The sequence below is a fragment of the Gemmatimonadota bacterium genome (genome assembly GCA_009838845.1).
In the GTDB taxonomy this organism is placed as follows: domain Bacteria; phylum Latescibacterota; class UBA2968; order UBA2968; family UBA2968; genus VXRD01.
Genome location: VXRD01000109.1, coordinates 1 through 25122 on the forward strand (window position 1 = coordinate 1; position 25122 = coordinate 25122).

General features: G+C 52.2%; 19 protein-coding genes, 3 tRNA genes and 3 rRNA genes. 18 read left to right on the forward strand and 7 right to left on the reverse strand.

Annotated features, from left to right (window positions below):
* Together uvrA and F4Y39_14275 are read right to left on the reverse strand one after the other, a co-directional pair.
* Nucleotides 1–1780: excinuclease ABC subunit A (gene uvrA, locus F4Y39_14270; GenBank protein MYC14888.1), on the reverse strand; the 1780-nt coding region annotated here is incomplete at its 3' end.
* A 28-nt stretch (nucleotides 1781–1808) separates the two neighbouring features.
* Nucleotides 1809–1882 (reverse strand) — tRNA-Arg (locus F4Y39_14275).
* 126 nt (nucleotides 1883–2008) lie between these two features.
* Between F4Y39_14275 and hemL the strand changes: the two genes are divergently transcribed.
* The 18 genes from hemL (at nucleotide 2009) to rimI (ending at nucleotide 20020) form a co-directional block, all read left to right on the forward strand.
* On the forward strand, nucleotides 2009–3298 hold the full coding sequence (gene hemL, locus F4Y39_14280) for a glutamate-1-semialdehyde-2,1-aminomutase (GenBank protein MYC14889.1): 1290 nt from the start codon (nucleotides 2009–2011) through the stop codon (nucleotides 3296–3298).
* Nucleotides 3286–3768: a HEAT repeat domain-containing protein gene (locus tag F4Y39_14285; protein ID MYC14890.1), complete on the forward strand. Its 483-nt coding sequence runs from the start codon at nucleotides 3286–3288 to the stop codon at nucleotides 3766–3768. The genes hemL and F4Y39_14285 overlap by 13 nt, the downstream gene beginning before the upstream one ends.
* A gap of 259 nt (nucleotides 3769–4027) precedes the next feature.
* Nucleotides 4028–5578 (forward strand): 16S ribosomal RNA (locus tag F4Y39_14290).
* 112 nt (nucleotides 5579–5690) lie between these two features.
* A tRNA-Ile gene (locus F4Y39_14295) sits at nucleotides 5691–5767 on the forward strand.
* 15 nt (nucleotides 5768–5782) lie between these two features.
* A tRNA-Ala gene (locus F4Y39_14300) sits at nucleotides 5783–5858 on the forward strand.
* A gap of 133 nt (nucleotides 5859–5991) precedes the next feature.
* Nucleotides 5992–9025: ribosomal RNA gene (locus F4Y39_14305) — 23S ribosomal RNA — on the forward strand.
* A gap of 69 nt (nucleotides 9026–9094) precedes the next feature.
* Nucleotides 9095–9211, forward strand: a 5S ribosomal RNA gene (gene rrf / locus F4Y39_14310).
* The 16S, 23S and 5S rRNA genes sit together here with 2 tRNA genes alongside, the layout of an rRNA operon.
* Before the next feature lie 154 nt (nucleotides 9212–9365).
* Nucleotides 9366–11447, forward strand: a complete 2082-nt coding sequence (gene fusA, locus F4Y39_14315; GenBank protein MYC14891.1) for an elongation factor G — start codon at nucleotides 9366–9368, stop codon at nucleotides 11445–11447.
* Between the two features lie 4 nt (nucleotides 11448–11451).
* Nucleotides 11452–12327: a methylisocitrate lyase gene (prpB, locus tag F4Y39_14320; protein ID MYC14892.1), complete on the forward strand. Its 876-nt coding sequence runs from the start codon at nucleotides 11452–11454 to the stop codon at nucleotides 12325–12327.
* Between the two features lie 74 nt (nucleotides 12328–12401).
* Entirely contained in the window at nucleotides 12402–13505 is a 1104-nt protein-coding gene (locus tag F4Y39_14325; GenBank protein MYC14893.1) for a 2-methylcitrate synthase, read from the forward strand.
* A gap of 129 nt (nucleotides 13506–13634) precedes the next feature.
* Nucleotides 13635–15062: a bifunctional 2-methylcitrate dehydratase/aconitate hydratase gene (locus tag F4Y39_14330; GenBank protein ID MYC14894.1), complete on the forward strand. Its 1428-nt coding sequence runs from the start codon at nucleotides 13635–13637 to the stop codon at nucleotides 15060–15062.
* A gap of 85 nt (nucleotides 15063–15147) precedes the next feature.
* Nucleotides 15148–15897: a YebC/PmpR family DNA-binding transcriptional regulator gene (locus tag F4Y39_14335; protein ID MYC14895.1), complete on the forward strand. Its 750-nt coding sequence runs from the start codon at nucleotides 15148–15150 to the stop codon at nucleotides 15895–15897.
* Nucleotides 15879–16616, forward strand: coding sequence for a crossover junction endodeoxyribonuclease RuvC (ruvC, locus tag F4Y39_14340; protein MYC14896.1), 738 nt, complete (start codon nucleotides 15879–15881; stop codon nucleotides 16614–16616). The genes F4Y39_14335 and ruvC overlap by 19 nt, the downstream gene beginning before the upstream one ends.
* 4 nt (nucleotides 16617–16620) lie before the next feature.
* Nucleotides 16621–17217, forward strand: coding sequence for a Holliday junction branch migration protein RuvA (ruvA, locus tag F4Y39_14345; protein ID MYC14897.1), 597 nt, complete (start codon nucleotides 16621–16623; stop codon nucleotides 17215–17217).
* Nucleotides 17218–17234: 17 nt separating this feature from the next.
* Nucleotides 17235–18260, forward strand: a complete 1026-nt coding sequence (ruvB, locus tag F4Y39_14350) for a Holliday junction branch migration DNA helicase RuvB (protein MYC14898.1) — start codon at nucleotides 17235–17237, stop codon at nucleotides 18258–18260.
* Nucleotides 18261–18342: 82 nt separating this feature from the next.
* Entirely contained in the window at nucleotides 18343–18738 is a 396-nt protein-coding gene (locus F4Y39_14355) for a VOC family protein (protein MYC14899.1), read from the forward strand.
* Nucleotides 18739–18816: 78 nt separating this feature from the next.
* On the forward strand, nucleotides 18817–19536 hold the full coding sequence (gene tsaB / locus F4Y39_14360) for a tRNA (adenosine(37)-N6)-threonylcarbamoyltransferase complex dimerization subunit type 1 TsaB (protein MYC14900.1): 720 nt from the start codon (nucleotides 18817–18819) through the stop codon (nucleotides 19534–19536).
* On the forward strand, nucleotides 19529–20020 hold the full coding sequence (gene rimI, locus F4Y39_14365; GenBank protein ID MYC14901.1) for a ribosomal-protein-alanine N-acetyltransferase: 492 nt from the start codon (nucleotides 19529–19531) through the stop codon (nucleotides 20018–20020). Before tsaB ends, rimI begins: the two co-directional genes overlap by 8 nt.
* Here rimI and F4Y39_14370 read toward each other — a convergent pair.
* The 5 genes from F4Y39_14370 to F4Y39_14390 all read right to left on the reverse strand — a co-directional run bounded on the left by F4Y39_14370 (nucleotide 20017) and on the right by F4Y39_14390 (nucleotide 25044).
* Nucleotides 20017–21972 carry a hypothetical protein gene (locus F4Y39_14370; GenBank protein MYC14902.1) on the reverse strand — a complete coding sequence of 652 codons (1956 nt, stop codon included), beginning with the start codon at nucleotides 21970–21972 and terminating at the stop codon, nucleotides 20017–20019. The genes rimI and F4Y39_14370 overlap by 4 nt on opposite strands.
* Nucleotides 21973–22160: 188 nt before the next feature.
* A complete protein-coding gene (locus F4Y39_14375) occupies nucleotides 22161–23198 on the reverse strand; it encodes an alpha-L-fucosidase (protein MYC14903.1) in 1038 nt (345 codons plus the stop codon).
* Between the two features lie 29 nt (nucleotides 23199–23227).
* Complete coding sequence (gene cysK, locus F4Y39_14380) at nucleotides 23228–24166, reverse strand: cysteine synthase A (GenBank protein ID MYC14904.1); 939 nt, start codon at nucleotides 24164–24166, stop codon at nucleotides 23228–23230.
* Nucleotides 24167–24169: 3 nt separating this feature from the next.
* Entirely contained in the window at nucleotides 24170–24682 is a 513-nt protein-coding gene (locus F4Y39_14385) for a hypothetical protein (protein ID MYC14905.1), read from the reverse strand.
* Nucleotides 24679–25044 carry a DUF1844 domain-containing protein gene (locus F4Y39_14390; protein MYC14906.1) on the reverse strand — a complete coding sequence of 122 codons (366 nt, stop codon included), beginning with the start codon at nucleotides 25042–25044 and terminating at the stop codon, nucleotides 24679–24681. The genes F4Y39_14385 and F4Y39_14390 overlap by 4 nt, the downstream gene beginning before the upstream one ends.
* Nucleotides 25045–25122: the final 78 nt, after the last annotated feature.

Genomic DNA, 25122 nt, shown 5'->3' on the forward strand with positions numbered 1-25122 from the left:
CCCCCCCCCCCCCCCCCCCCCCCCCCCCGCCCCGGGCTTTTCGACCGGCGAGATAATTGCCGGTGAGAGAATTTTCGTCTGCGATTACGGTTTCTGGCGGTCCCTGTGAGATGATTTTGCCGCCGTGTTCGCCCGCGCCCGGGCCCAGGTCGATGAGATGATCGGCCATTTGCATGGCTTCGCGGTCGTGTTCGACTACGATGACCGTGTTGCCCAAATCGCGCAGGTTGCAGAAGGTGTCGATGAGTTTGCGATTGTCGCGGGGGTGCAGGCCTATACTGGGTTCGTCGAGTACGTAGAGAACACCGACGAGGCGGGTTCCGATTTGTGTGGCGAGGCGAATGCGCTGAAATTCACCTCCTGAAAGCGTTGCGGCTCTGCGGTTGAGCGCGAGATACCCCACACCGACATCGACGAGAAATGCGAGGCGGTTTTCGATTTCGCGTGTGAGGGGGGCAGCGATCTCAGCTGCGTTGTTTTTGAGGTCAAGGGTTTGGAAGAATTGCCTGATTTTTTCAATGGGCATGCTGGCAATGTCGGCTATTGTACAATTGGAAATTGTGACGGCAAGGGCTTCTGGGCGCAGGCCCGCGCCCTGGCAGTCGGGGCAGGTTTGCCCGCGCATAAAAAGCTCGATTTTTTCCCGCGCTTCGTCGGATGTAGCTGCTTTGTATTGGTGCTGGAGATCGGGTATGACGCCTGTTTTTCCTCTGAGGATTGCTCTTTGGACGGTTTTGGAGAGTTTGGAAAAGGGCGCTGAGGGATCGAATGAGAGGTTGCGCGATAGGCGTTGAAGTTGTTCTACCTGGCGTTTGCCCTTGGGGATGCCCCAGGGCGCAATCGCGCCTTCGAGGATGGATTTTGAAGGGTCGGGCACGACGAGGTCGGGATCGACTTCAAAAACAGTGCCCATACCGCTGCAAGTGGGACAAGCGCCGTGCGGGCTGTTGAAGGTGAAGAGACGGGGTTCTATTTCTTCGATTTCAAAGTGGCCTTCTGTGCAGGCAAAGCGCGTGGAAAATGTCCATTCCCCATCGTCGATAATGTCGAGTGTGGCTGTGCCGTTGGCAAGGTCGAGGGCTGTTTCGAGTGAGTCCGCGAGGCGCGCGGCCATGTTCGTGCGCACGACGAGGCGGTCGATGACGGCTTCGATGTTGTGCGCTGTGTTTTTATCGAGAACGATATCGCTATCCAGTGATAGAACTTCGCCATTGACGCGCACCCTGAGATAGCCTTCCTTGCGCAACTGGTTAAAAACACTCAGGTGGGTGCCTCTGGTATTTCGGATCAGGGGCGCGAGGATCTGAAGGCGTTGTCCTTCGGGCAGTGCGAGTACGCGATCGACAATTTGCGCGACGCTCTGGCGCACAATGGGCTGGCTGCATATCGGACAATGCGGCGTGCCTATTCTGGCGAATAAGAGACGCAAATAGTCATAGACTTCGGTTATGGTGCCGACTGTTGAACGCGGTGTGCGGGGGATGCCGCGTTGTTGGATTGCCACAGCAGGTGAGAGACCTTCTATGCTGTCGGCATCGGGTTTGTCCATGAGATCGAGAAATTGTCGCGCATAAGCGGATAGCGATTCCACATAACGGCGTTGTCCTTCGGCGTAGATGGTGTCGAAGGCCAGGGACGATTTGCCCGACCCTGAGGGTCCGGTGATGACGACGAGGCAGTTGCGCGGTATGTCCAGATCGATGTTTTTGAGGTTGTGCTGACGCGCACCTCTGATGGTGATTGTATCGCTCATAGGTGTGATGATAAAAAATTCAGGCACTTAAAGTTTAAGTGCCTGAAAAATAAAGTGCGGCAGAGAGGACTCGAACCCCCAACCCTCTGGTCCGAAGCCAGATGCTCTGTCCAATTGAGCTACTGCCGCTGTGCGGATAATATACGGATTGTGATCGTGTTTTGCAAGCGGAGGAATTAGCTTGACAGGATACAGTGAGAGGTGTAATTAAGATGTTGTCTCGAAATTCTATTTGTCTTCTCACGGAGGTGTAATTTGAATACGCGTTCAAAAACGCTATTTGACGCAGCACAACAGGTGATTCCCGGCGGTGTGAATAGTCCCGCAAGAGCATTTGGCCCCGTAGGTGGTGATCCGCTCTTTATTGTGAAAGGAGAGGGGGCGCGAATTGTCGATGCCGATGGAAAATCTTATATCGATTTTGTGGGGTCCTGGGGACCGCTTATTTTGGGCCATGCACATCCGGAAATTGTCGCGGCTGTGAATGCAGCGGCTGCTGGGGGCACGAGTTTTGGCGCGCCGACAGAAATCGAAGTGAAGATGGCCCAATTGGTCACTGAAATGGTGCCGAGCGTGGAAATGGTGCGGATGGTAAATTCGGGTACCGAAGCCACGATGTCGGCTATTCGGCTGGCTCGCGGACACACGGGGCGAAACAAAATTGTCAAATTTGAGGGATGCTGGCACGGGCATGCCGATAGTTTTCTGATTCAGGCGGGGTCTTCAGCACTTACGATGGGCGCGCCGAGCAGTCCGGGGGTTACACCTGGAACTGCAGCGGATTCGATTACTGTGCCTTTTAATGATCTGGAAGCTGTTGAAAAAGCCGTTGTGGAAAATAGGGATGAGATCGCCGCTGTTATTGTTGAGCCTATGGCTGGCAATATGGGAGTGATTCCGCCGGTGCCAGGGTTTTTGCAGGGTTTGCGAGATATAACGGCAGAAATGGGCATTGTGCTGATTTTTGACGAGGTCATCACAGGGTTTCGCGTCAGTCAGGGTGGTGCGCAGGAGCATTATGGGGTGACGCCTGACTTGACGACTCTGGGAAAGATTATTGGCGGTGGGCTACCCGTTGGTGCTTTTGGTGGCAGGCGAGAAATTATGTCAGATATTTCACCTCTGGGAAAAATGGTGTCGCAGGCTGGCACATTGTCGGGCAATCCCCTGGCTATGACAGCGGGATATGAGACACTCCGACGATTGCAAGAACCGGGTGTTTATGAGGTATTGGAGGCAAAAGCTCAGGCGCTGGAGACTGGTATTTCGGAAAACTTAAAAGCTCTGGGATTGAAATATCAGACCAATCGGGTGGGTTCGATAATGACCTTGTTTTTTACGGAAGTACCTGTGACGTCATTCGATGCCGCCAATGCGTGTGATCAGGATTTGTTCGCCCGATATTTTCGGGAGATGCTCAATCGAGGTGTTTATCTGGCTCCGTCGCAGTTTGAGGCTGCGTTTGTCTCTCTGGCTCATTCTGACGCGGATATTGACGAGACTATAAAGGCAAATTACGAAGCTCTGAAAGCATGTATCAATTAAAAAAAATACTGCCGGTACTTTTGCTTTTTTTATGTGGCTGTAGCTCGCCACATGGCGATTATCTTCGGCAATTGCGATCGGGGACGGTTGCTCAGCGCGTTGATGCGGCTGCCTTTTTGGGTGCACAGCGAGTTTTTGAGGCTGTTCCCCATTTGCGCGCTGCTTTGCGCGACTCTGTCGCATCTGTGCGCACAAAGGCCGCCTGGGCGTTGGGAATGTTGCGGGCGAAGGAGGCATTGCGCGATCTGATCCGAATGCTTGGAGACAAAGATCGGGATGTGCGCCAGATTGTTGCCTGGGCATTGATGCAAATTGAAGAGCCGGAAGCCATTTTAGCACTCGAACGCGCTATGGCGTCTGAATCCGATGCATGGGTAAAAAAAGATATGGAGCGGGCAGTGCGCTATTTGAAGCAGTTTGATGGCGAAGCAGATGTTGAAGAAGGTCGTGTGAGAGGGGAGTTTTTCTGAAAAGATTTGACATTTGAGGTTCTATTTTATATATTTCGCGCTCTGCACCCAAAATGGTGCAGAATTTTGCTTGACTTGCGAAAGTCGATTTGATAGATTTACTCTTCACCGGCACTTTGTAAGTCAAGAGTGCCTATTTTGTTCTTTGAAAATCAAATAACGTGCATGTGTTATTCAAAAGCTTGGTAGGTTCTCAAGGTTTCTTGGGAATTCAGTATTTGCAAAAAAAAGCCCATAATATATGGGCACTCTCATTTTTTCACGGAGAGTTTGATCCTGGCTCAGAACTAACGCTGGTGGCGTGTCTTAGTCATGCAAGTCGAACGAGAAAGCACCTTCGGGTGCGAGTAAAGTGGCGGACGGGTGAGTAACACGTGGGTAACCTGCCTTTGAGTGGGGAACAACCCCTCTAACGAGGGGCTAATACCGCATAATGCAGCGGCTCCGCATGGAGACAGTTGTTAAAGGGGCAGCTTCGGTTGTCTCGCTTGAAGATGGACCCGCGGTCCATTAGCTTGTTGGTGAGGTAACGGCTCACCAAGGCAACGATGGATAGCCGGCCTGAGAGGGTGTACGGCCACACTGGAACTGAGAAAGGTCCAGTCCCCTACGGGGGCCAGCAGTCTAGAAATTTGCGCAATGGGCGAAAGCCTGACGCAGCGACGCCACGTGGAGGATGAAGCCCTTAGGGGTGTAAACTCCTGTCAGAAGGGAAGAATGCAGGAAATAACTTTTCCTGTTTGACAGTACCTTCAGAGGAAGCCCCGGCTAACTTCGTGCCAGCAGCCGCGGTAATACGAAGGGGGCAAGCGTTGTTCGGATTTACTGGGCGTAAAGGGCGTGCAGGCGGACCGATAAGTCGTCTGTGAAATCTGTCGGCTCAACCAACAACTTGCAGTCGAAACTATCGGTCTTGAGTACAGGAGAGGAGAGCGGAATCTCAGGTGTAGCGGTGAAATGCGTAGATATCTGGGAGAACACCGGTGGCGAAGGCGGCTCTCTGGCCTGATACTGACGCTGAGGCGCGAAAGCTAGGGGAGCGAACGGGATTAGATACCCCGGTAGTCCTAGCTGTAAACGATGGGTACTAGGTGTTGGAGGTTTTGACCCCTCCAGTGCCGCAGCTAACGCATTAAGTACCCCGCCTGGGGAGTACGGTCGCAAGGCTGAAACTCAAAGGAATTGACGGGGACCCGCACAAGCGGTGGAGCATGTTCCTCAATTCGATGCAACGCGAAGAACCTTACCCGGGTTTGACATATACCGGACAGCCCTAGAGATAGGGTCTTCTTCGGACTGGTATACAGGTGCTGCATGGCTGTCGTCAGCTCGTGTCGTGAGATGTTGGGTTCAGTCCCGCAACGAGCGCAACCCCTATCCTTAGTTGCCAGCACGTCATGGTGGGAACTCTAAGGAGACTGCCTATGTTAAGTAGGAGGAAGGTGGGGATGACGTCAAGTCCTCATGGCCCTTACGCCCGGGGCTGGAAACGTGCTACAATGGCCGGTACAAAGGGCTGCAATACCGTGAGGTGGAGCTAATCCCAAAAAACCGGTCTCAGTTGGGATTGGAGTCTGCAACTCGACTCCATGAACGCGGAATCGCTAGTAATCGTGGATCAGCATGCCACGGTGAATACGTTCCCGGGTCTTGTACACACCGCCCGTCAAGTGATGAAAGCCGGGAATACTCGAAGTCAGTAGTCCAACCCTCGGGAGGACACTGCCGAAGGTAGGTCCGGTAATTGGCACTAAGTCGTAACAAGGTAGCCGTATCGGAAGGTGCGGCTGGATCACCTCCTTTCTAGGGAGACGCGATGTAAGGCTACAGGCGCTTACATCTACTCCTAAGGTCAATACCAGGTTTGGCATGTGCACGTTATTTGGTTTTTAAAGCCGGGATTTTTCCCGGCTTTTTAAGGCGGGCCTATAGCTCAGTTGGTTAGAGCGCGCGCCTGATAAGCGCGAGGTCAGTGGTTCAACTCCACTTAGGCCCACCAAATTACAAAATATTTGGGGATATAGCTCAGATGGGAGAGCGCCGGCTTTGCAAGCCGGAGGTCACCGGTTCGATCCCGGTTATCTCCACCAAAGTTGTATTTTTACAGAACTTTCGGGAATTTCCCGACTGCTCTTTGACAATTGAATATGAATTGGGTATAAATTCGCCAAACTGAAGTATGGATTCTTTGCAGAGCACAGTAGTGATCTGCTGAAAACTTGTTTTGGTCAAGCTAATAAGGGCATACGGTGGATGCCTTGGTACAGAGAGGCGATGAAGGACGTGGTAAGCTGCGATAAGCCTCGGGGAGGTGCAAACAACCTTTGATCCGAGGATTTCCGAATGGGGCAACCCGATGCGGGTCATGCCGCATCACCCCCGGGTGAATATATAGCTCGGGTGGGGCTAACGGGGTGAACTGAAACATCTAAGTAACCCCTGGAATAGAAAGCAACCGCGATTTCCTCAGTAGTGGCGAGCGAAAGGGAAATAGCCCAAACCGGTTCGCATGTTAAAACCTGCATGTGTTGTGCGACCGGGGTTGTGGGGTGAGATCTGATAGAGATGCAGATCTGTCAGGGAGTTACAAATTTGCAATGTAGCCAAACAGTTCTGGAAAGTCTGGCCGCAGAAGGTGAAAGCCCTGTAGGCGAAACATTGCAAACTCCTGTGATCTCATTCCCGAGTACTGCGGGACACGTGAAATCCTGTAGGAATCTGGGAGGACCACCTCCCAAGGCTAAATACTCCTCTGTGACCGATAGTGAACTAGTACCGTGAGGGAAAGGTGAAAAGTACTCCTGAATGGAGAGTGAAATAGAACCTGAAACCGTTTGCTTACAAGCGGTCGGAGGACAAACCGCGATCTTCGGATCTCGGGGAGTCTGACGGCGTGCCTTTTGCATAATGAGCCGGTGAGTTACTCCTGAGTTGCAAGGTTAACCTACTTTGTAGGGAAGCCGTAGCGAAAGCGAGTCTGAATAGGGCGATACAGTAGCTTGGGGTAGACCCGAAGCCAGGTGATCTACCCATGGCCAGGATGAAGCGTGATTAACCTCACGTGGAGGTCCGAACCCACCAATGTTGAAAAATTGGGGGATGAGCTGTGGGTAGGGGTGAAAGGCCAATCAAACCTGGAGATAGCTGGTTCTCCTCGAAATAGCTTTTGGGCTAGCCTCTTGTTATAGAGTGGCGGAGGTAGAGCACTGGATAGGCTCGGGGGCTTCACCGCTTACCAACCCTAACCAAACTCCGAATGCCGCACACTTGTTCCAAGGGAGTCAGCGCATGGGGGATAAGCTTCATGTGCGAGAGGGAAACAACCCAGACCACCAGCTAAGGTCCCTAAGTACAGGCTAAGTGATAAAGGATGTGGGAGTGCGTAGACAGCCAGGATGTTGGCTTAGAAGCAGCCATTCATTTAAAGAGTGCGTAACAGCTCACTGGTCAAGTGAACCTGCGCCGATAATGATCGGGACTAAAGCCTGTCACCGAAGCTGTGGGCTTCAACTTTTGTTGGAGCGGTAGAGGAGTATTCTATTGTAGGCTGAAGGCAGACTGTGAAGTCTGCTGGACGACGTGGAAGCAATCATGCCGGCATGAGTAGCGATAAAACAGGTGAGAATCCTGTTCACCGAAAGTCTAAGGTTTCCTGGGGAAGGTTCGTCCGCCCAGGGTTAGTCGGACCCTAAGCCGAGGCCGAAAGGCGTAGGCGATGGGAAACAGGTTAAAATTCCTGTACCACCTTAGAGACGTTTGAACTATGGGGTAACGCAGAAGTGACGATCAGCCCGCGACTGGAAATGCGGGTCTAAGCCTGTAGGGGGATCACCAGGGAAAATACGGGTGATCACAACCCTGAGAGGTGATGGGGAAACGAGCCTTCGGGCAAGCCAACTGGTCTTAATCATGCTGCCGAGAAAAACCTCTATGTGAGTCTCTCGGGTGTCCGTACCGCAAACCGACACAGGTAGACGGGGTGAGAATCCTAAGGTGCGCGAGAGAACCCCTGTTAAGGAACTAGGCAAAATGGCTCCGTAACTTCGGGAGAAGGAGTGCCTCCAAGTAGGTGAACGGACTTGCTCCGGGAGCTGAAGGGGGCCGCAGAGAAACGGCCTGGGCGACTGTTTACTAAAAACACAGGTCTCTGCTAAGTCGCAAGACGACGTATAGGGACTGACACCTGCCCGGTGCCAGTAGGTCAAGAGGAAAGGTTAGTCTTCGGACGAAGCTTTGAATCGAAGCTCTGGTAAACGGCGGCCGTAACTATAACGGTCCTAAGGTAGCGAAATTCCTTGTCGGCTAAATACCGACCTGCACGAATGGTGTAACGACTTGGGCGCTGTCTCAACAGGGGACTCGGCGAAATTGTAGTTCCGGTGAAGATGCCGGATACCCGCGACGGGACGGAAAGACCCCATGAACCTTTACTCCAGCCTGGTACTGGGTTTCGACTCAGTATGTGCAGGATAGGTGGGAGACTGTGAAGCGGGAACGTCAGTTCTCGTGGAGTCGCCCTTGAAATACCACCCTTATTGTGTTGGAATTCTAACCTCGATCCTTGAATCAGGATTGGGAACACTGCCAGGTGGGAAGTTTGGCTGGGGCGGCCGCCTCCCAAAAGATAACGGAGGCGCCCAAAGGTTCCCTCAGCGCGGTTGGTAATCGCGCGAAGAGTGTAAAGGCATAAGGGAGCTTAACTGCGAGACATACAGGTCGAGCAGATGCGAAAGCAGGGCTTAGTGACCCGGCGGTTGCGCGTGGAAGCGCCGGAGATCAACGGATAAAAGGTACTCTGGGGATAACAGGCTTATCTCCCCCAAGCGTACATAGCGACGGGGAGGTTTGGCACCTCGATGTCGGCTCATCACATCCTGGGGCTGGACAAGGTCCCAAGGGTTTCCCTGTTCGGGAATTAAAGTCGGTACGCGAGCTGGGTTTAGAACGTCGTGAGACAGTTCGGTCCCTATCTGTCGTGGGCGCAGGATATTTGAGGAGAGCTGTCCCTAGTACGAGAGGACCGGGATGGACGAACCTCTAGTGTACCAGTTGTCTCGCCAGGGGCATTGCTGGGTAGCTATGTTCGGAAGGGATAAGCGCTGAAAGCATCTAAGTGCGAAGCCCACTCCAAGATGAGATATCCCGTGGGATAACCCACCTAAAGGCTCCTTGTAGACTACAAGGTCGATAGGTCACAGGTGTAAGCGCAGCAATGCGTTCAGCCGAGTGATACTAATCAGCCGTGAGGCTTGACCTTTTTATACATTTTTCAGCAGATCGCTTCTGTGCTTTGTTTGGTGCTCAATTCGTATTCAATTAAATTTTTCCTGGTGGCTATAGCGGAGGGGAAACACCTCTTCCCATTCCGAACAGAGAAGTTAAGTCCTCCAGCGCCGATGGTACTGCTTGGGTGACCTTGTGGGAGAGTAGGTCGTTGCCAGGAATTTTAAAAAGCCCGGATTTTTATATCCGGGCTTTTTTTTGTGTTATACAAGATCAAAAGAGTACTTGACAAAACCCGTTTGTTTTGCAATTATACGCGCCTTATTTTCCGAATTTCAAAACGAGTATTTGATAATGATATTAAGGAGGTTACAGTGAATAGATACACACCTGAAGATATCAGGAACATCGCCCTGTCGGGACACGGCGGCACGGGCAAAACGTCCGTTGCCGAAGCCGTGATGTTTTCTGCCGGTGCGACCAATCGACTCGGGTCTGTGGATGAGGGAAATACGCTGTCGGATTATACCGATGCAGAGGTTGAGCGCAAAATCTCTATCAGTACATCCATGTTGCACTGCGATTGGAAGGGCACCAAAATAAATATTCTGGATGCTCCTGGTTATGCCGACTTTATTGGCGATGCAAAAACCGCGATTTGGGCATCTGATATTGCCCTTACGCTGGTCAATGCGGCCAGTGGTGTGGAGATTGGGACGGATAAGGCATTTGGTTTTGCCGATGAATTTAATCGCGCAACTGTGTTTTTAATCAATCACGTCGATAGAGAATTTGCCGATTGCGATGGTGCGGTTTCAGCAATTCAGGAGCATTTTGGAAATGGGGCTGTTCCCTTTCAGATTCCGGTCAATGCCGGTGAAGGGTTTAATCAGATCATCGATGTTTTGCAGATGAAATTGGTAACCTATACCGATGGCAAAGCTGAGGCTTCGGAGATTCCCGAGGAATGGCAAGATCAGGCTGAGGACTTGAGGGAACAGGTGGTTGAAGGGGCTGCCGAAAGTGACGACGATTTGATTGAGCGCTATTTAGAAGAAGGGGAATTGACAGATGAAGAGATCGCACAAGGATTAAAAAACGGGATGGGCAATCGCACCTTGTTTCCCATTTTTGTGAGTGCTGCCAGCAAAAATATCGGTGTTGATTTATTGCTCGATTTTTTGTCTTCCTTTGCGCCGGGTCCGCTCGACCTGCCAATTCCCACGGCATATAAAGAAGGGTCTGAAGAAGAAGTGGCACTTACTGTAAGCGATGATGATCCTTTGGCTGCCGTGGTGTTCAAAACGATTTCCGAGTCTGTGGGTGATCTGTCATTTTTGCGCGTGTATTCCGGCAGTGTCCAATCTGGCGACGATGTCTTTAATCCCAATCGCCGTGCCAATGAGCGCATCGGTCAAATTTATTCGATGAGTGGCGGAAAGCGCGAGGATATGGACGTTGTGGGCGCGGGCGATATTGGCGCGTTGATCAAGCTAAAGGATACGCATACGGGCAATACGCTTTGCAGCAGAAACACGCGCTTGCAAATTCAGTCGGTCGAATTTCCACATCCTTTGATTCGCGTGGCCGTAGAACCCAAATCGCGTGGCGACGAAGACAAAATTAGCACGGGATTGCAAAGCATTCACGAAGAAGACCCGAGCTTTGTCGCCGGGTATGACGCGGAATTGCGTCAGATTATTGCCCAGGGACAGGGCGAGTTGCATTTGACGGTTGTGTTTGACAAGTTGAAGAGCAAGTTTGGCGTGGATGTAGAGGTGACCGTACCGCGAATACCGTACCGCGAGACCATTCAATCGCGTGCAGAAGCGCAGTATCGGCACAGAAAACAAAGCGGTGGACGCGGTCAATATGGCGAAGCTTATTTGCGCATTGCGCCCAGGCAGCGCGGTGATGGCTTTGAATTTATTGACGAGGTCGTAGGCGGTGCGATTCCCGGGAAATTTATTCCGGCTGTTGAAAAGGGGGTCGTGGAATGCATGCAACGCGGTGTGCTCGCCGGGTATCCCGTTGTCGATACACAGGTCACGGTTTACGATGGGTCCTTCCATCCGGTTGATTCTTCTGATATGGCTTTTAAGCTGGCCGGTTCCTTCGCATTTCAAAATGCATTTATGGATGCCAGGCCCATTTTGTTAGAGCCTATTTATAAAGTTCACGTCGTTGTTCCCGATTCCTATATGGGGGATGTGATGGCGGATCTCAATGGGCGACGCGGGCGCATTCAAGGCATGGATCCCGAAGGCAATTTCCAGGTCATTCACGCTGAGGTTCCACTGGCCGATCTTTACAAGTATTCGACCTCCCTTCGTTCTATGACGCAGGGCACAGGCGATTATACCATGGAGTTTTCACACTACGAGTCTGCTCCCCACGATGTGACCCAAAAGGTTATTGAGGCGTCCGAACACGATCGCGAATTGGTAGAAGCATAAGGAGATGGCGATGTCAGCCGGGCGCAGGTTCAGGGCGGCACTGGACGCAGAACGACCCTTGCAGATTGTGGGTACTATCAATGCCGTATCTGCGCTGATGGCAAAACAAGCGGGCTTTCGCGCGCTTTATCTTTCTGGTTCGGGCGTGGCTGCTGCCTCTTATGGGTTGCCCGATTTGGGCATTACAACGCTGGATAATGTGGTCGAGGATGCCCGGCGGATTACAGATGTGGTGGATTTACCGCTGCTGGTTGACATCGATACCGGGTTTGGCGGTACTTCTTTTTCCATTGGTCGTGCAGTAAAGACGCTGGAAAAAATTGGCGTTGCCGCTGTTCACATTGAAGACCAGGTATTGCAAAAACGGTGCGGACATCGCCCGGGAAAACAGGTGGTACCTGCTGAGGAGATGTGCGACCGAATCAAAGCAGCGGTCGATGCGCGGTCAGACAGCGGGTTTGTGATTATGGCGCGAACGGATTCTGTGGCCAATGAGGGTTTGGCGTGCGGTCTCAATCGCGCCCGGGAATACATTGCCGCGGGTGCGGATGCGATTTTTGCAGAAGCGTTGTGTTCCCTGGAGGATTTTCGCGCATTTGCCCAAAGGCTTTCTGTACCTGTGCTGGCGAATCTCACCGAGTTTGGACAAACGCCTCTGTTTGATCTGGACGAGATGAGAGGTGCGGGTGTCGCCATGGTGCTGTATCCTCTCACGGCGTTTAGAATGATGAATGCGGCTGCTTATCGGGCGTATAAAACGCTGCGAACACAGGGCGTGCAGGGCGCGTTGATAAACGAGATGCAGACGCGTGAAGAACTCTACGAATTGCTGGATTATTACGGGTATGAGGCGCAGGTCAATCGACTTTATGGCGCGTGAATCGCCTGAGGAGATTTTACGGGAAAAGGTCGTGAGTAAAAATGCTCACGGCCTTTTTTTGAGAGGAGGATACTGTGAGCAAACAGACGACAGGTTTGAGAGGGGTTAAGGCTGGCAGTACGTCGATTTGTACTGTGGGCGCAGAAGGTCACGGTTTGCACTATCGGGGCTATGCGATTGAAGACCTGGCACAATATGCCTGTTTTGAGGAAATCGTGCATTTGTTGTTGTGGGAGAAGTTGCCCACTGAGAGAGAATTGGATGCGTTGAAAACGCAGTTGCGAGCGCACCGGCAGTTGCCAGATTTGGTTGTGCGGATTCTGCGTTCGCTGCCTTCAGACGCACATCCGATGGATGTTTTGCGAACCGGTGTATCGGCACTTGGCATTGCCGAGCCTGAGCGGGATTTGGGAGATGGCGTAGCTGTGGCTGTGCGGCTTATGGGTGCATTGCCCTCTATGCTGGGGGTCTGGCATATAGGTGCCGATGTTTTGGATGTGGATGTGGATGATCACGCGGCTTATATCTTGCATATGCTCAAATCGGAGACGCCTTCGGAGTTGGAATGTCGGATGATGGATGCGTCGTTGATTTTATATGCCGAGCACGAGTTTAATGCCTCGACATTTACGGCGAGGGTATGTGCCTCTACGCTTGCCGATTTTTATGGATGTATTACCGGGGCTATTGGCACTTTGAGCGGGTCTTTGCACGGGGGCGCGAATGAGCGGGCAATGGAATTGATCGAGCAGTTCGAGACGCCCGAAGACGCGGCAACAGGTGTGCGAGAGATGCTGGCGCGCAGAGAATTGATTATGGGGTTTGGGCACGGGGTTTATCGCGTGCGAGATCCGCGCAATGCGATTATTAAAGAATGGGCGCGTCAGGTGAGTGCAGCAATGGGCGATATGAGCCTGTACGAGATTTCTGAAGCGATTGAGCGGGTTATGTGGGATGAGAAGAAGTTGTTTCCAAATCTGGATTTTTATTCGGCAACAGCGTATCACATGGCCGGTATTAAGACGGCGCTTTTCACGCCCATATTTGTGCTCAGTCGTTGCAGTGGTTGGGCTGCTCATGTGGTGGAGCAGCGGGCGGATAATAGACTGATTCGGCCTCTGGCGGAATACACGGGGGTAGAGGCGCGAGATTATGTGCCAATAGAAGACAGGGGCTAAGAAGTGTGAAGTAGGAAGTGTGAACAACCGTAGGGGCGAGGCATGCTTCGCCCGTCATCGCGGCATGTCTAAAGCCGCGATCCAGGGGTTTTTAGCTGATCGCTGATTGCTAATAGCTTGAGGATTGCTATGGATGATCGGGTACCGGATAGAGAACTGGTGGCTATCGCACAGTACGTGCTGGATTGTGAAGTGAATTCTGAGGAGGCTTTTCAGACGGCTCGATTGTGTCTGATGGATAGTTTGGGGTGTGCGGTGCTTGCATTGCGGTTTTCTGAGTGTACGAAGATGCTCGGTCCCGTGGTGCCTGGAACCATTGTACCGCACGGTGCGCGGGTGCCGGGTACTGATTACGAACTCGATCCGGTGACTGCCGCGTTTAATATTGGGACACTGGTGCGGTGGCTGGATTTTAACGATACGTGGTTGGCGGCGGAGTGGGGACATCCTTCGGATAATCTGGGTGCAATTCTCGGGGTGGCGGACTGGATGTCGCGCACTCAGCGGGCACAGGGGAGAGACGGACTGGTGATGCAGGATGTGTTTGTGGCGATGATCAAAGCGCATGAGATTCAGGGCGTGATGGCATTGGAAAACAGTTTTAATGCCCGTGGGCTGGATCATGTGATTTTGGTGAAGTTGGCGAGTGCGGCGGTTTCTGCTGGGCTGTTGGGGTGTGATGAGGGGCAGGTTGTCAATGCATTGTCACAGGTGTGGTGCGATTTGGGTCCTTTGCGAACCTATCGGCATGCGCCCAATACGGGGTCGCGCAAGAGTTGGGCGGCGGGAGATGCGACAGCGCGTGGCGTATTTTTGGCATTGCAAACAAAGCGCGGCGAGATGGGATATCCAACGGCTCTATCTGCACCCGTTTGGGGTTTTTACGACCGCTTGTGGAATGGCGACCGGTTTCAGTTTCAGCGCGTGTACGGTTCTTATGTGATGGAAAACGTGTTGTTCAAAGTGTCTTTTCCCGCTGAATTTCACGCACAGACAGCAGTAGAAGCCGCGTTTGCGTTGCACAATGAGGTGGCACCGCGTTTGGAGGCTGTTGAGCGGGTGGTGATTGAGACTCACGAAGCTGCCGTAAAAATTATCGATAAGACCGGTCCGCTGTACAATCCGGCAGATCGGGATCACTGCTTGCAGTATATGGTGGCTATAGGGCTGATTTTTGGCGATTTGACCGCAGATGACTATGAAGAGGAGCGTGCAGGAGACGCGCGTATTGATATGTTGAGAGAAAAGATGGTGGTGACTGAAAACGCTCGGTTTACACGGGATTACCACGATCCTGACAAGCGGTCAATTGCCAATACTGTGCAGGTGTTTTTCAATGATGGGTCGGCGACAGAGGCCGTGACGGTGGAATATCCCATCGGGCATCGGAGCAGGCGGGAGGAGGCCGCGCCCTTGCTGGTGGAAAAGTTTGTGGAAAATATGACGACGCGGTTCGAGATGCGTCAGGTTCGAGATGTGTTGGCTGTGTTTGAAGGGTCAGATTTGGATACTATGCCCGTGTGGGAATTTATGGATTTTTTGCAAGTTCGTAAGTAGCGTATTTCCTATTGCACAATGGCGGGGTTCTGACTACATTTGGATCAAGGTAATAGGAGACTTATAAATAAAGGAGTATGGCAGGATGGCTGGACATTCTAAATGGGCAAATATCAAGCATCGCAAGAGCCGTCAGGACGCGGCTCGAGGCAAGGCGTTTACCAAATTGATCCGAGAGATTACGGTGGCTGCCCGCGAGGGTGGCGGCGATGAAGCGAATAACCCGCGTCTGCGTGCGGCTGTTCTGAGTGCGAAGGCTGAAAATATGCCTATGGTCAATATTGACCGCGCGATTAAAAAGGGTACGGGAGAGCTTGAAGGCGAGTCTTATGAAGGTGCGATTTACGAGGGGTACGGACCGGGTGGTGTGGCCATGTTTGTTGAAACTCTGACAGATAATCGAAATCGCACGGTATCTGAAGTGCGGCATTTGTTTGGCAAATACAATGGCAGTATGGCCGAAAGTGGTGCCGTGGCGTGGGTGTTTGAGCAAAAGGGCCTGGTTTCTGTGTCCAAAGAGGGCGTGGAAGAAGAAGAACTGATGCTGATCGTTTTAGATGCTGGCGCCGAGGATATTGTAGAAGAAGAGAATATCTACGAAGTTTATGCATCTTTGCCCGATTTTGAAAGCGTTCGCAAAGCGATTGAAGATGCGGGTATTGAAATTGAGCGCGCTGAGTTGACGCGCGTTCCGCAAAGTACTGTGCCCGTTGAAGGCAAAACCGCGCAGCAATTGTTGACTTTGATGGAAATGCTCGAAGACAATGACGATGTGCAGCGGGTATATACCAATTTTGAGATTGACGATAGAGAACTATCAGCCCTGACAGCTTGATTTCCCCTCCCCCTTCACACTTCCTACTTCCTCGTGAACTGGTCTGGACTGCGACCAGTTGTACACCATTCCACACTTCAAAAAAGGTGGCTCGCGTGATCATTCTGGGTATTGATCCGGGCAGTGTGGTAACCGGTTTTGGTCTGGTTGAGCACCAGAACCGAAAAAATCGGTTGCTGCAATGCGGCTGTATTCGGCCCGGTAATAAATTGTCTTTCCCCCAGCGCTTGCTCTATATCTACGACCACTTGCTCGCGCTGGTCGCGGATGCAGGCCCGCATGAAGTCGCGCTTGAATCTGTTTTTTACGGTGTCAATACGCAATCGTTGATTAAGTTGTGTCAGGCGCGAGGGGCTATTGTGACGGCGCTGGCCAATTCCGATTTGCCCATTTTTGAATACGCGCCCCGCGAAGTGAAAAGAGCGGTTGTGGGCCGGGGGAGTGCGTCCAAAGAACAGGTGCAGTTTATGATCCAGCGCTTGCTTGGGAAAGAAGCAGTGGATCAGGGATTTGATGCGACAGATGCCGTGGCGATTGCCCTGTGCCATGCGCATCAGAAGGTTGCCGTGCAGGGACCTGGGATACGGCAAAATAAATTGTCGGAGAAGATTGAGGCGTTGAAAAAGGGCGGTAGGGAACAGAGTCGATTTGATGAAAAACTCAAGGAGATCGGCGTGGATGCCAGGTTGCGACGGCGATTGAACCGAAGGGGAAGATGATACAATGATTGCGTTTCTACAAGGGCAATTGGTCGAAAAACACCCGACCCATGTTATTGTCGATGTTCAGGGCGTGGGGTATCACGTCAATATTTCACTGTCGAGCTATGAATCGCTTTTGGTTGAGGATGGGAGCGTGAATATTCTCACGCATTTGCATGTGAGAGAAGACGCGATGACGCTTTACGGGTTTGCCTCGGTGTCCGAGCGCGATTTGTTTGAGCGCCTGATCGCGGTTTCGGGTATTGGGCCACCGATGGCATTGAAAATTTTGTCCGGTATTCCCATTGCCGATTTCAGGCGGTTGGTTGCCGCAGAAGATGCCCGGGGGTTGACGCGCATCAAAGGCATTGGTCAAAAACTCGCGCAGCGTCTGGTGCTGGAGATGAAGGATAAAATTGGCGATATTGCGCCAGAAGATTTTACATCCGATGCCGTGGGGGATGCAGATCCCGATGTATTAGACGAAGCCGCTGCTGCTCTATCGGGTTTGGGCGCGAATCCAGTACAGGCGCGCAAAGTTGTTGCAACGGTCTTGCAGGAGATAGGCGACGATGCACCGATTGAGGAAGTGATTAAGCGGGCATTGAGGAGTATTTAGCAGCATAAGGCTATTTTATGGATGAACGATTTACCGATCCCGAGTTTCAGGATGGCGACGAACTTGAGCGCGATCAACGGATTCGTCCGATTCGATTTGACGATATGGTCGGGCAAGAAAAGGCGAAGACGAATTTGCGTATTGCTGTGGAGGCTGCGCGTCATCGCAATGAGGCTATGGATCACATTTTGTTGCACGGGCCTCCCGGACTGGGCAAAACGACGATGGCTTATGTGATAGCGCACGAGCTTGGGGTTGAAATTCATGTGACATCGGGACCGGTGCTTGAGCGCCCGGCTGATCTGGCGGGGATTTTGACGAATTTGAATGAGCGCGATGTGCTGTTTATCGATGAGATCCATCGCATGAATCGGGTGGTAGAAGAGCATTTGTATTCGGCAATGGAGGATTTTACGCTGGATATTATGATCGATAGCGGACCGAGTGCCAGATCGTATCAAATTCCGCTTGAACCCTTTACTATGGTGGGCGCAACAACGCGATTGGGACTGCTCACAGCGCCGATGCGATCGCGCTTTGGGTTGATGGAGCGGCTGGATTTTTATGCTCCGGATGAGTTGCAGGCCATTGTGATGAGGGCTGCGCGTATTTTGGGTATTGAGATTGAAGAGGATGCCGCGCGCGTGATTGCCCACAGGTCGCGGGGAACAGCGCGCATTGCCGGGCGTCAGTTGTCGCGGTCTCGCGATTATGCACAGGCGCGTGCCGATGGGGTGATTACAGAAGAAGTTGCGGTTAAGGCGCTGGCATTGTTGGGGGTGGATGCAAAGGGGTTGGATGAAATGGATCGCCGATTGTTGGAAACGCTGATCGATAAATTCGAAGGTGGTCCCGTTGGCTTAAATAATCTGGGTGCTGCGCTGAGTGAAGAGACAGGCACGCTGGAGGAAGTGTATGAACCCTATCTGATTCAGGAGGGGTTCCTGGTGCGCACGCCTCGGGGGCGTCAGGCAACGGCGCGGGCGTATTTGCATTTGGGGAAGACGCCACCTGAAGATGGGTCACAAAGTAAGTTGTTTTGAGGTATTGTAAGTTGACAAAATTTTTGGGTATTGAGACTTCGACCGAGGACATTTCACACCCAACAGAGGAGGGCATGGGGAAATGAGAATCAACCTGACCAGCGTCTTCGTGGACGACCAGCAGAAGGCGCTTCGATTCTACACGGAGATCCTTGGTTTCCGCGTCAAGCACAACATCCCGCTGGGAAAGAACGCCTGGATCACCGTCGTATCCGAGGAAGCTCCGGAGGGGACGGAGTTGCTGCTTGAACCCGAAGAACACCCCGCAGTCGGTCCATTCAGGACGGCGATGGTGGAGGACAGGATCCCCAGTGCCAGCTTTGCAGTTGATGATGTCGAAGCCGAGTACGAGCGCCTCGTGGCCAAAGGTGTGCGCTTCGTTCAGCCGCCAACGGACCTCGGGACTGTCATTACCGCAGTCTTCGACGATTCATGCGGCAACCTGATCCAGATTGCAGAGGAGAAGGGTCAACCCTGAGGCGCCACCACCGACGGCGTGGGCGTATTTGCATTTGGGGAAGACTCCGCCGGAAGATGGGTCGCAACGTAAGTTGTTTTGAGGTATTGCAAGTTGACAAAATTTTTGGGTATTGAGACTTCGACACCGGTATGCAGTGTGGCTTTGGCCTGCGATGCCCGCGTGGTTGTGGAATACACGTTGGAATTGGGTTCACATCATTCGGAACGGTTGCAGCCGATGGTTGAAATGGTGTTGCGGGAGGTGGGTTTAAGTGTTGGCGATCTGGATGGCGTGGCTGTGGCTGCTGGTCCCGGTTCGTTTACGGGGTTGCGTATCGGTATGGGTCTGGCAAAGGGGTTGTGTCGCGGTGCGGATCTTGTGTTTGTGTGCGTGTCAACCCTCGCGGGTATGGCTTTTGGGACAGGGGTAGAAGGGATGCCCGTTTGCCCGATGCTGGATGCCCGGCGAGGCGATGTGTATGCGGGGGTATATGATCTCGTTGCGGGGGATCCGATTTCGAAAATGCCCGATCGCGCAGATGCGGTTTCCAATTGGGTCACGCGTCTGCCGCGTCCCGTGACTGTGGTGGGAGATGGTGCCCAGGCTTATCGCGATGTTATTGTCGATGCGTTGGGACGAGATGCGTATTTTGCAAATGCAACTCTGGGTCGCCCCACTGCTGGGGCTGTTGCGCTGCTGGGGCAGGCGCGTTGCGAACGGGGAGAGGTAGATGATGCGGAGACAGCAGAGCCTTTTTATTTGCGGCGAACACAAGCAGAGCGCGTGCGAGAAGCGCGGTTGAGTGGTGATGGATAATTCGATGACACCCGTGCTGGTGGAGATGATCCCTGCGCATCTCGACCAGGTTATAAAAATTGAAAAGGCTGTTTTTCCCGCTCCATGGAAACGCCGCGATTTTGAGTTTGCGCGGAATCGCGAAAATAGTTTTTGCCGGGTGGTTATGGTCGAGTGCGAGATTGCGGGCTATGTTGTGGGTTTTTTGATTGGTCGGGAATTTCATCTGGTGAATTTGGCTATTGCGCCTGATTTTCAAAGAAAGGGGCTGGGCAGAAAAACGCTGAAAGCTGTATTTGATCTGTTGGAGAAAATGGCGCAGGTGGTGTCTTTGGAGGTGCGTATGTCCAATTGTGCTGCGATCGATCTCTATAAGAAGATGGGGTTTGAGACTATAGCGATCAGAAAAGCGTATTATACACACCCTCGCGAAGATGCGCTGGTGATGTTAAAACCGCTCAATACCCGATTGTCCGATTGGGTGTCGCAGGTGTTTGAAGTTTAGTCCCCCCAATACAGATTGTGCCCTTGCCCGGGGAACCAGATGAGATCGACGCCCATGCTCACGATGAGCGATAGGGTGTATCCCACGATCATGCCGATGAAAAAGGGTTTTGCCCTGCGATACAGCGCGATTCCTCCCAGGCGGAAGATGATAAATTTAATCAGCCAGGTTAGAAATACGGATAAAATGGCGGTGCGCGCCGAATAGAAGGTTACGACTGTAAAGCCGATGGGATGGAGAGGCCACCAGGTGAATCGGTATTGGCAGAGGGTTAAGATGCCCATTGTCAGCGCGCCAAATGCCGTAAATGCCATCCGAAGACCGTAGTGGGTCTCTTTGCCAATGTCGCGGATGGACGATACAATGCCGTCGTAGTAACGCGGCGCGGCAACTCGGAACATGTACGAGCCAAAATTGAATGCGCCGTCGGTATAGCCCAGATAAATTGTCGATGCGGCGGCGGCGATGAGCGAAAATACAAATGCAAATGCGATGGTCAAGCCCAGTACGCGTGCCCGATTGCCCAGGTTGATGCTCAACCGGGCGGCATGGGCGGCAGCGGGCATGGTGAAGCTTTTGCCATTTTGATACATGCTGCCCACTTGTTGCCGCATGGCAATTGTGTTTGGCGACAGTGAATCGGGCGGTGCGAATCCCATAATGCCGGTGCCCAGGCTGCTGGGCGATTCCAGGAATACGAGTCCGGTCATTGCTACGATTTTGGCAAATCCAGTGTAAAAAACAAACCAGAACACCGTGACCAATACGGCCCAAAACGGTGTCATCCCTCCTTTGAATAACCAGAACATGGCAAATAGAGCACAGGCGAGAAATGTGGCGACTGCAGTGCGGTAGGACATCAATTCGTTCTGGTCGTCCATGTTTTTTGTTTGACGAAATGCCTGTTGAAATACTGCCTTTATGTGGGTTCGCGCAATCCACAATCCCCACAGACAAAAGACGATAAATCCCCCCAGTGCTTGCTGTCGCGTGCCAGCAAATTCGCCTAGGCCCTCTGCCAGGCCCAGCCGATTGGTCATCCCTATTTGAAGCCAGGTGAGTACCCAGAATATCCAGATGGAAAATAAGACCTGTAGATCGGTAAAGTACGCAAATCCAATAATTAAAAAGTTGAGCCGCCCGTGCAGGAAGGGTACGTACCGTCCCAATGAGATCGTGTAATTTTGGATTCCTATGGTAATTACGGGGAAGCTGGGATCGAAGTAGCCGATGATGTACCACAGGACGATAACTGCGGGAATGGAAAAGCCAGCCCAGAATAGCGGCTGTTTCATGTATTCGGGAAATCCCTTTGGTCCCGCTGTTTCGGCGAGTTCTTCGGCTACTTGCGCAAAGGGGAATGGCAATCGTTCTTGTTCGACCCATTGCCGGCGCAGGATTGTCGCCAGTGCGACTGATCCCAGGCCGAGCGCAGCGATAAAGCTCAGCCACCAGAATGTGGGGCGTATCCAGATTGCCCAGGGGATCGTTGCGTTGCGAGGCAAGCCCTCGTAAAACCAGGCCAGTTGATCTTTGGCATCTTCGACTACGAGATAGGGTTGGACGAGGCCAAAGACGTATTCTTCCCAGAGGTTTTCCGGCGTTGCCATGTAGTGCATTACGGCATAGGTTGCCAGTACGCGCCCGAGCAGTTCATTGATGGACATGCTCACATAGCCTACCGCAAAAATGAAAATCAATTCCCAGGGCTGTAATGCATATCCCAGAGCGCGCAGCGCGGGGTTTACGATAAAGATCAGTACCAAAAATGGCATAAAAATACCCATCGGTATCATGCCTTCGACCAGTGATATGGTGTGCATGTAGTGATGGGTATAGGGTATGATTGCGTTGATTGATACGGTGATCAATACAGCCAATGCAATTGCCCACCAGGGCGATCGTTGTGTCAGGGGTTGGGGTTCCTGTATGTCGGTTGTTTGAACTGACACAAAGTCAGGCTCCTTGAATCAGCGAATCTACGAATCAGCGAATCAATGAAACAGGTAATGTACATGAAAGTCGTCATTGCGGCATGCTTAAAGCCGCAATCCAGAGATTTTGGGTGGTTGGGCGAGGTTCGTCTATGAACTGGCCTGAGAAGCGGCCAGTTGTACCCCGCTCCGTCTATTCGCGCTTTTTATTTCGGAAATCCCTCTTTGCGAATGCGTTCGCCCACTGCGAGCAGTACTGGTACATCTTTTTCGTCGAGTGATCCATCGGGCAGGGGTCCGGTGTTTAACAATAGATTGCAACCGCTTTCCCGCGCTGCTGTCAGTGCCTTCCAAACTTCTTCCTCAGTTTTGTGGTGGCCTCCTTCGGCGAGATAGCCCCAGGATACGCCTTTTCCTCCTGGTCCAGAACACATTGTGGTGCAGATTTCCATGGGTTTGTTTGCCTGTTCTACGGCCTGATGTTCGGGTGCCTGAAAGTCTTCGGTGCCCAGCAAGCCCTGTTTGTAGGAGACGAGTACCTGTGGTTGTACGCTGTGGATATAGTCGTAGAGTTCCTGACTCTTAAATTTTGCTTTGTCGCCGTTGTTGGGAACGGCAACCCCGTCCAGCCAGATTGCGGCTACGGGTCCGTAATTTGTGAGTAGTTCTGTGATTTGCGCCTGCATAAAGTCGAGATATATTTGCAGGTTGTGCGCGGAGCCAGTGGCATAGCTCGGTTCGGGCGGGTCGTATTTGGGTCTTGCCTGTCCACCCCATTCGTCGTTGTTGGGGGCATGTGGATGTTTCCAATCTCGTCCATGGGAGTAGTACAAACACAATCCGAGTGCGTGTCGATCACACGCTTCGGCCAGTTCTTTGATCAAGTCGAGGCCCGCTGGGGCATTGGTGCTGTTAAAGTCCGTTTCCGCTGTGTCGAATAAGCAGAATGAGTCGTGATGCCGCGTGGTGATGTTGATGTATTTCATCTCGCAGTCAACGGCAAATTGCGCGATGCGCTCGGCATCGAAGTTTTCAGCGGTGAAGTCGTCTATGAGTTTTGCGTATTCGGCAACGGGTATGAGTTCTCGCAATTGTACCCATTCGTGTCGCCCTATTAGAGAGTAGAGTCCGTAGTGTAAGAACAGGCCGTAACGCGCTTCGCGGAACCATTGTAGTGCAGCAGCACGCGGGTTGTCGGCGTAGAGGTCGGCGTAATTTTTCAAATAATTGGGGATATTGCTCATGAGTATCTCCGGTTGTAAGTGGGTTCAAACTATGCTTGTAAGAATTCAGGTACGCTGAAGTACCGCTCGCCCGAGTCGCAGATTATGGTTGCAACCCGCTTGCCCGGTCCCAGGTCGCGGGCGATTTGCAGGGCGGCGAATACATTTGCCCCGGCGGATATGCCGGCCAAAATGCCTTCTTCGCGACCGAGTTTGCGAGCCGTTTTGATGGCGTCTTCGTCGCGTACGCATATAAGTGCATCAAAGATGTCGCGGTTGAGTACGGAGGGTACGAATCCTGCGCCGATGCCCTGGATGCCGTGTAGTGCTGGCTCTCCGCCCGATAGGACTGGGGATTTGGCGGGTTCGACTGCGATTACGCGCACATGGTCTAATGCGGCTTTTAAGACTTCGCCCACGCCTGTGATGGTTCCTCCCGTGCCTATGCCTGCGACAAAGGCGTCGAGGTGACCGTCAACGGCTTCTAATATTTCCCGAGCTGTGGTTTGGCGGTGTATTTCCGGGTTGGCAGGGTTGTTGAATTGTTGCGGCATAAAGGTCGTTTCGGGTGATTCGTTGACGATTCGTTCGGCTTCTGCGACAGCGCCGGGCATGTCGAGGTCGCCCGGTGTTAATATCAATTCGGCGCCGTAACTTTCGAGCAGGTCGCGTCGTTCCCGGCTCATGGAGTCGGGCATGGTTAGTATCAGGCGATAACCTCGCGCGGTTGCGACCATTGCCAGACCAATGCCGGTGTTGCCACTGGTTGGCTCGACGATGGTCATGCCGGGCTTTAAGTGTCCGTCGCGTTCTGCGGCATCGATCATGGATAGGGCTATGCGATCTTTTACCGTGCGAGCCGGATTCAAAGATTCCATTTTGACGACGATTTCGGCCATGTCGGATGTCGCCAGGTTGTTTAAGCGAATTAGTGGCGTACCGCCGATCAATTGCATGAAGTCATCGACGATTACGTTTTCTTCAGGCATACGTCACCATCCTCCTACTTGTGTTCGATCTACGACATCTTTGGAGAGCATTCGCAGCGCGTCGCCGATGCCTTGCGTGCGGGCGAGGTCGCGTTGGCTTGCCGCGTCGTAGATGCCGTAGCCGCGCATGCGGTCAATTTCCCAGAGTGTTTGTTTTTCTCGCGTGTCGTAAAAGGCCATTTTTACATAGACGGAGATTTGATATTGTTCGGCACTCGCTTGTCCGCCATAAGTAAAGGGTTCTTCTTTGATTTCGAGGACAGTGCCTTGCAATACGGCATCTGCCCGATCTTCTTCGACTACGCGCAGGGCACCGTCAGAGACAAATCCCTGAATTAAGCTGTCTGTCAATGCCTGGTGAATACCGGCTTCGAGGCTTTCGTTGTCGAGCAGCGGTACAGCGACGGAGCGGATGCCACCACTGCCCGTGGCAGATGTGGAGTAATAAGCACAACTCAAGGGTAGATACATGATGAGGAGTAAGCAGCAAGCCGACCACTTTTGGGATGTGATCAATTTTTTTCCTCCTCAGGAGCTTCGTTTTCAGTGGTATTATCTTCTGCTTGCTCTTCGGATGTCTGCTCTTCTGTTGTTTCGTCTTTTTTGAGTTCATCTACATAGTTCATTCTCAGTTCAAATAATACGTGTTCCATTAATCTTTGCTCGTTGTCGTTTAAGTTGCCTTTTGTTTTTTCGTCCAGCATGCCCAGGATGTCAATCATGTTTTTCGCCTGTTCCAGGTTGCGCTCGATCTGGTTGGTTACCGGGTTCATCACTTTGCCCAGGTTTTGCAATGCCATGCCCTGAAACATCATGACCAGTTGCATGAATAACAATTCGTTTTGTTGATCTTGTGTCGGTATGTTTTGGTCGGCCATTTCTGCGCTCTCCTTCCCGTTTTCGGTTGGAAATATAATTCCCTAATATTTCAAAACTTCTTATGGATGTCAAGGCGA

Excerpts from the sequence above, each read along its gene's own strand:
- F4Y39_14285 (MYC14890.1), top strand. The coding sequence starts at position 3,286 with ATGTATCAATTAAAAAAAATACTGCCGGTACTTTTGCTTTTTTTATGT.
- prpB (MYC14892.1), top strand. The coding sequence starts at position 11,452 with ATGGCGATGTCAGCCGGGCGCAGGTTCAGGGCGGCACTGGACGCAGAA.
- F4Y39_14330 (MYC14894.1), top strand. The coding sequence starts at position 13,635 with ATGGATGATCGGGTACCGGATAGAGAACTGGTGGCTATCGCACAGTAC.
- F4Y39_14335 (MYC14895.1), top strand. The coding sequence starts at position 15,148 with ATGGCTGGACATTCTAAATGGGCAAATATCAAGCATCGCAAGAGCCGT.
- ruvA (MYC14897.1), top strand. The coding sequence starts at position 16,621 with ATGATTGCGTTTCTACAAGGGCAATTGGTCGAAAAACACCCGACCCAT.
- ruvB (MYC14898.1), top strand. The coding sequence starts at position 17,235 with ATGGATGAACGATTTACCGATCCCGAGTTTCAGGATGGCGACGAACTT.
- F4Y39_14355 (MYC14899.1), top strand. The coding sequence starts at position 18,343 with ATGAGAATCAACCTGACCAGCGTCTTCGTGGACGACCAGCAGAAGGCG.
- rimI (MYC14901.1), top strand. The coding sequence starts at position 19,529 with ATGGATAATTCGATGACACCCGTGCTGGTGGAGATGATCCCTGCGCAT.
- F4Y39_14375 (MYC14903.1), bottom strand. The coding sequence starts at position 23,198 with ATGAGCAATATCCCCAATTATTTGAAAAATTACGCCGACCTCTACGCC.
- cysK (MYC14904.1), bottom strand. The coding sequence starts at position 24,166 with ATGCCTGAAGAAAACGTAATCGTCGATGACTTCATGCAATTGATCGGC.
- F4Y39_14390 (MYC14906.1), bottom strand. The coding sequence starts at position 25,044 with ATGGCCGACCAAAACATACCGACACAAGATCAACAAAACGAATTGTTA.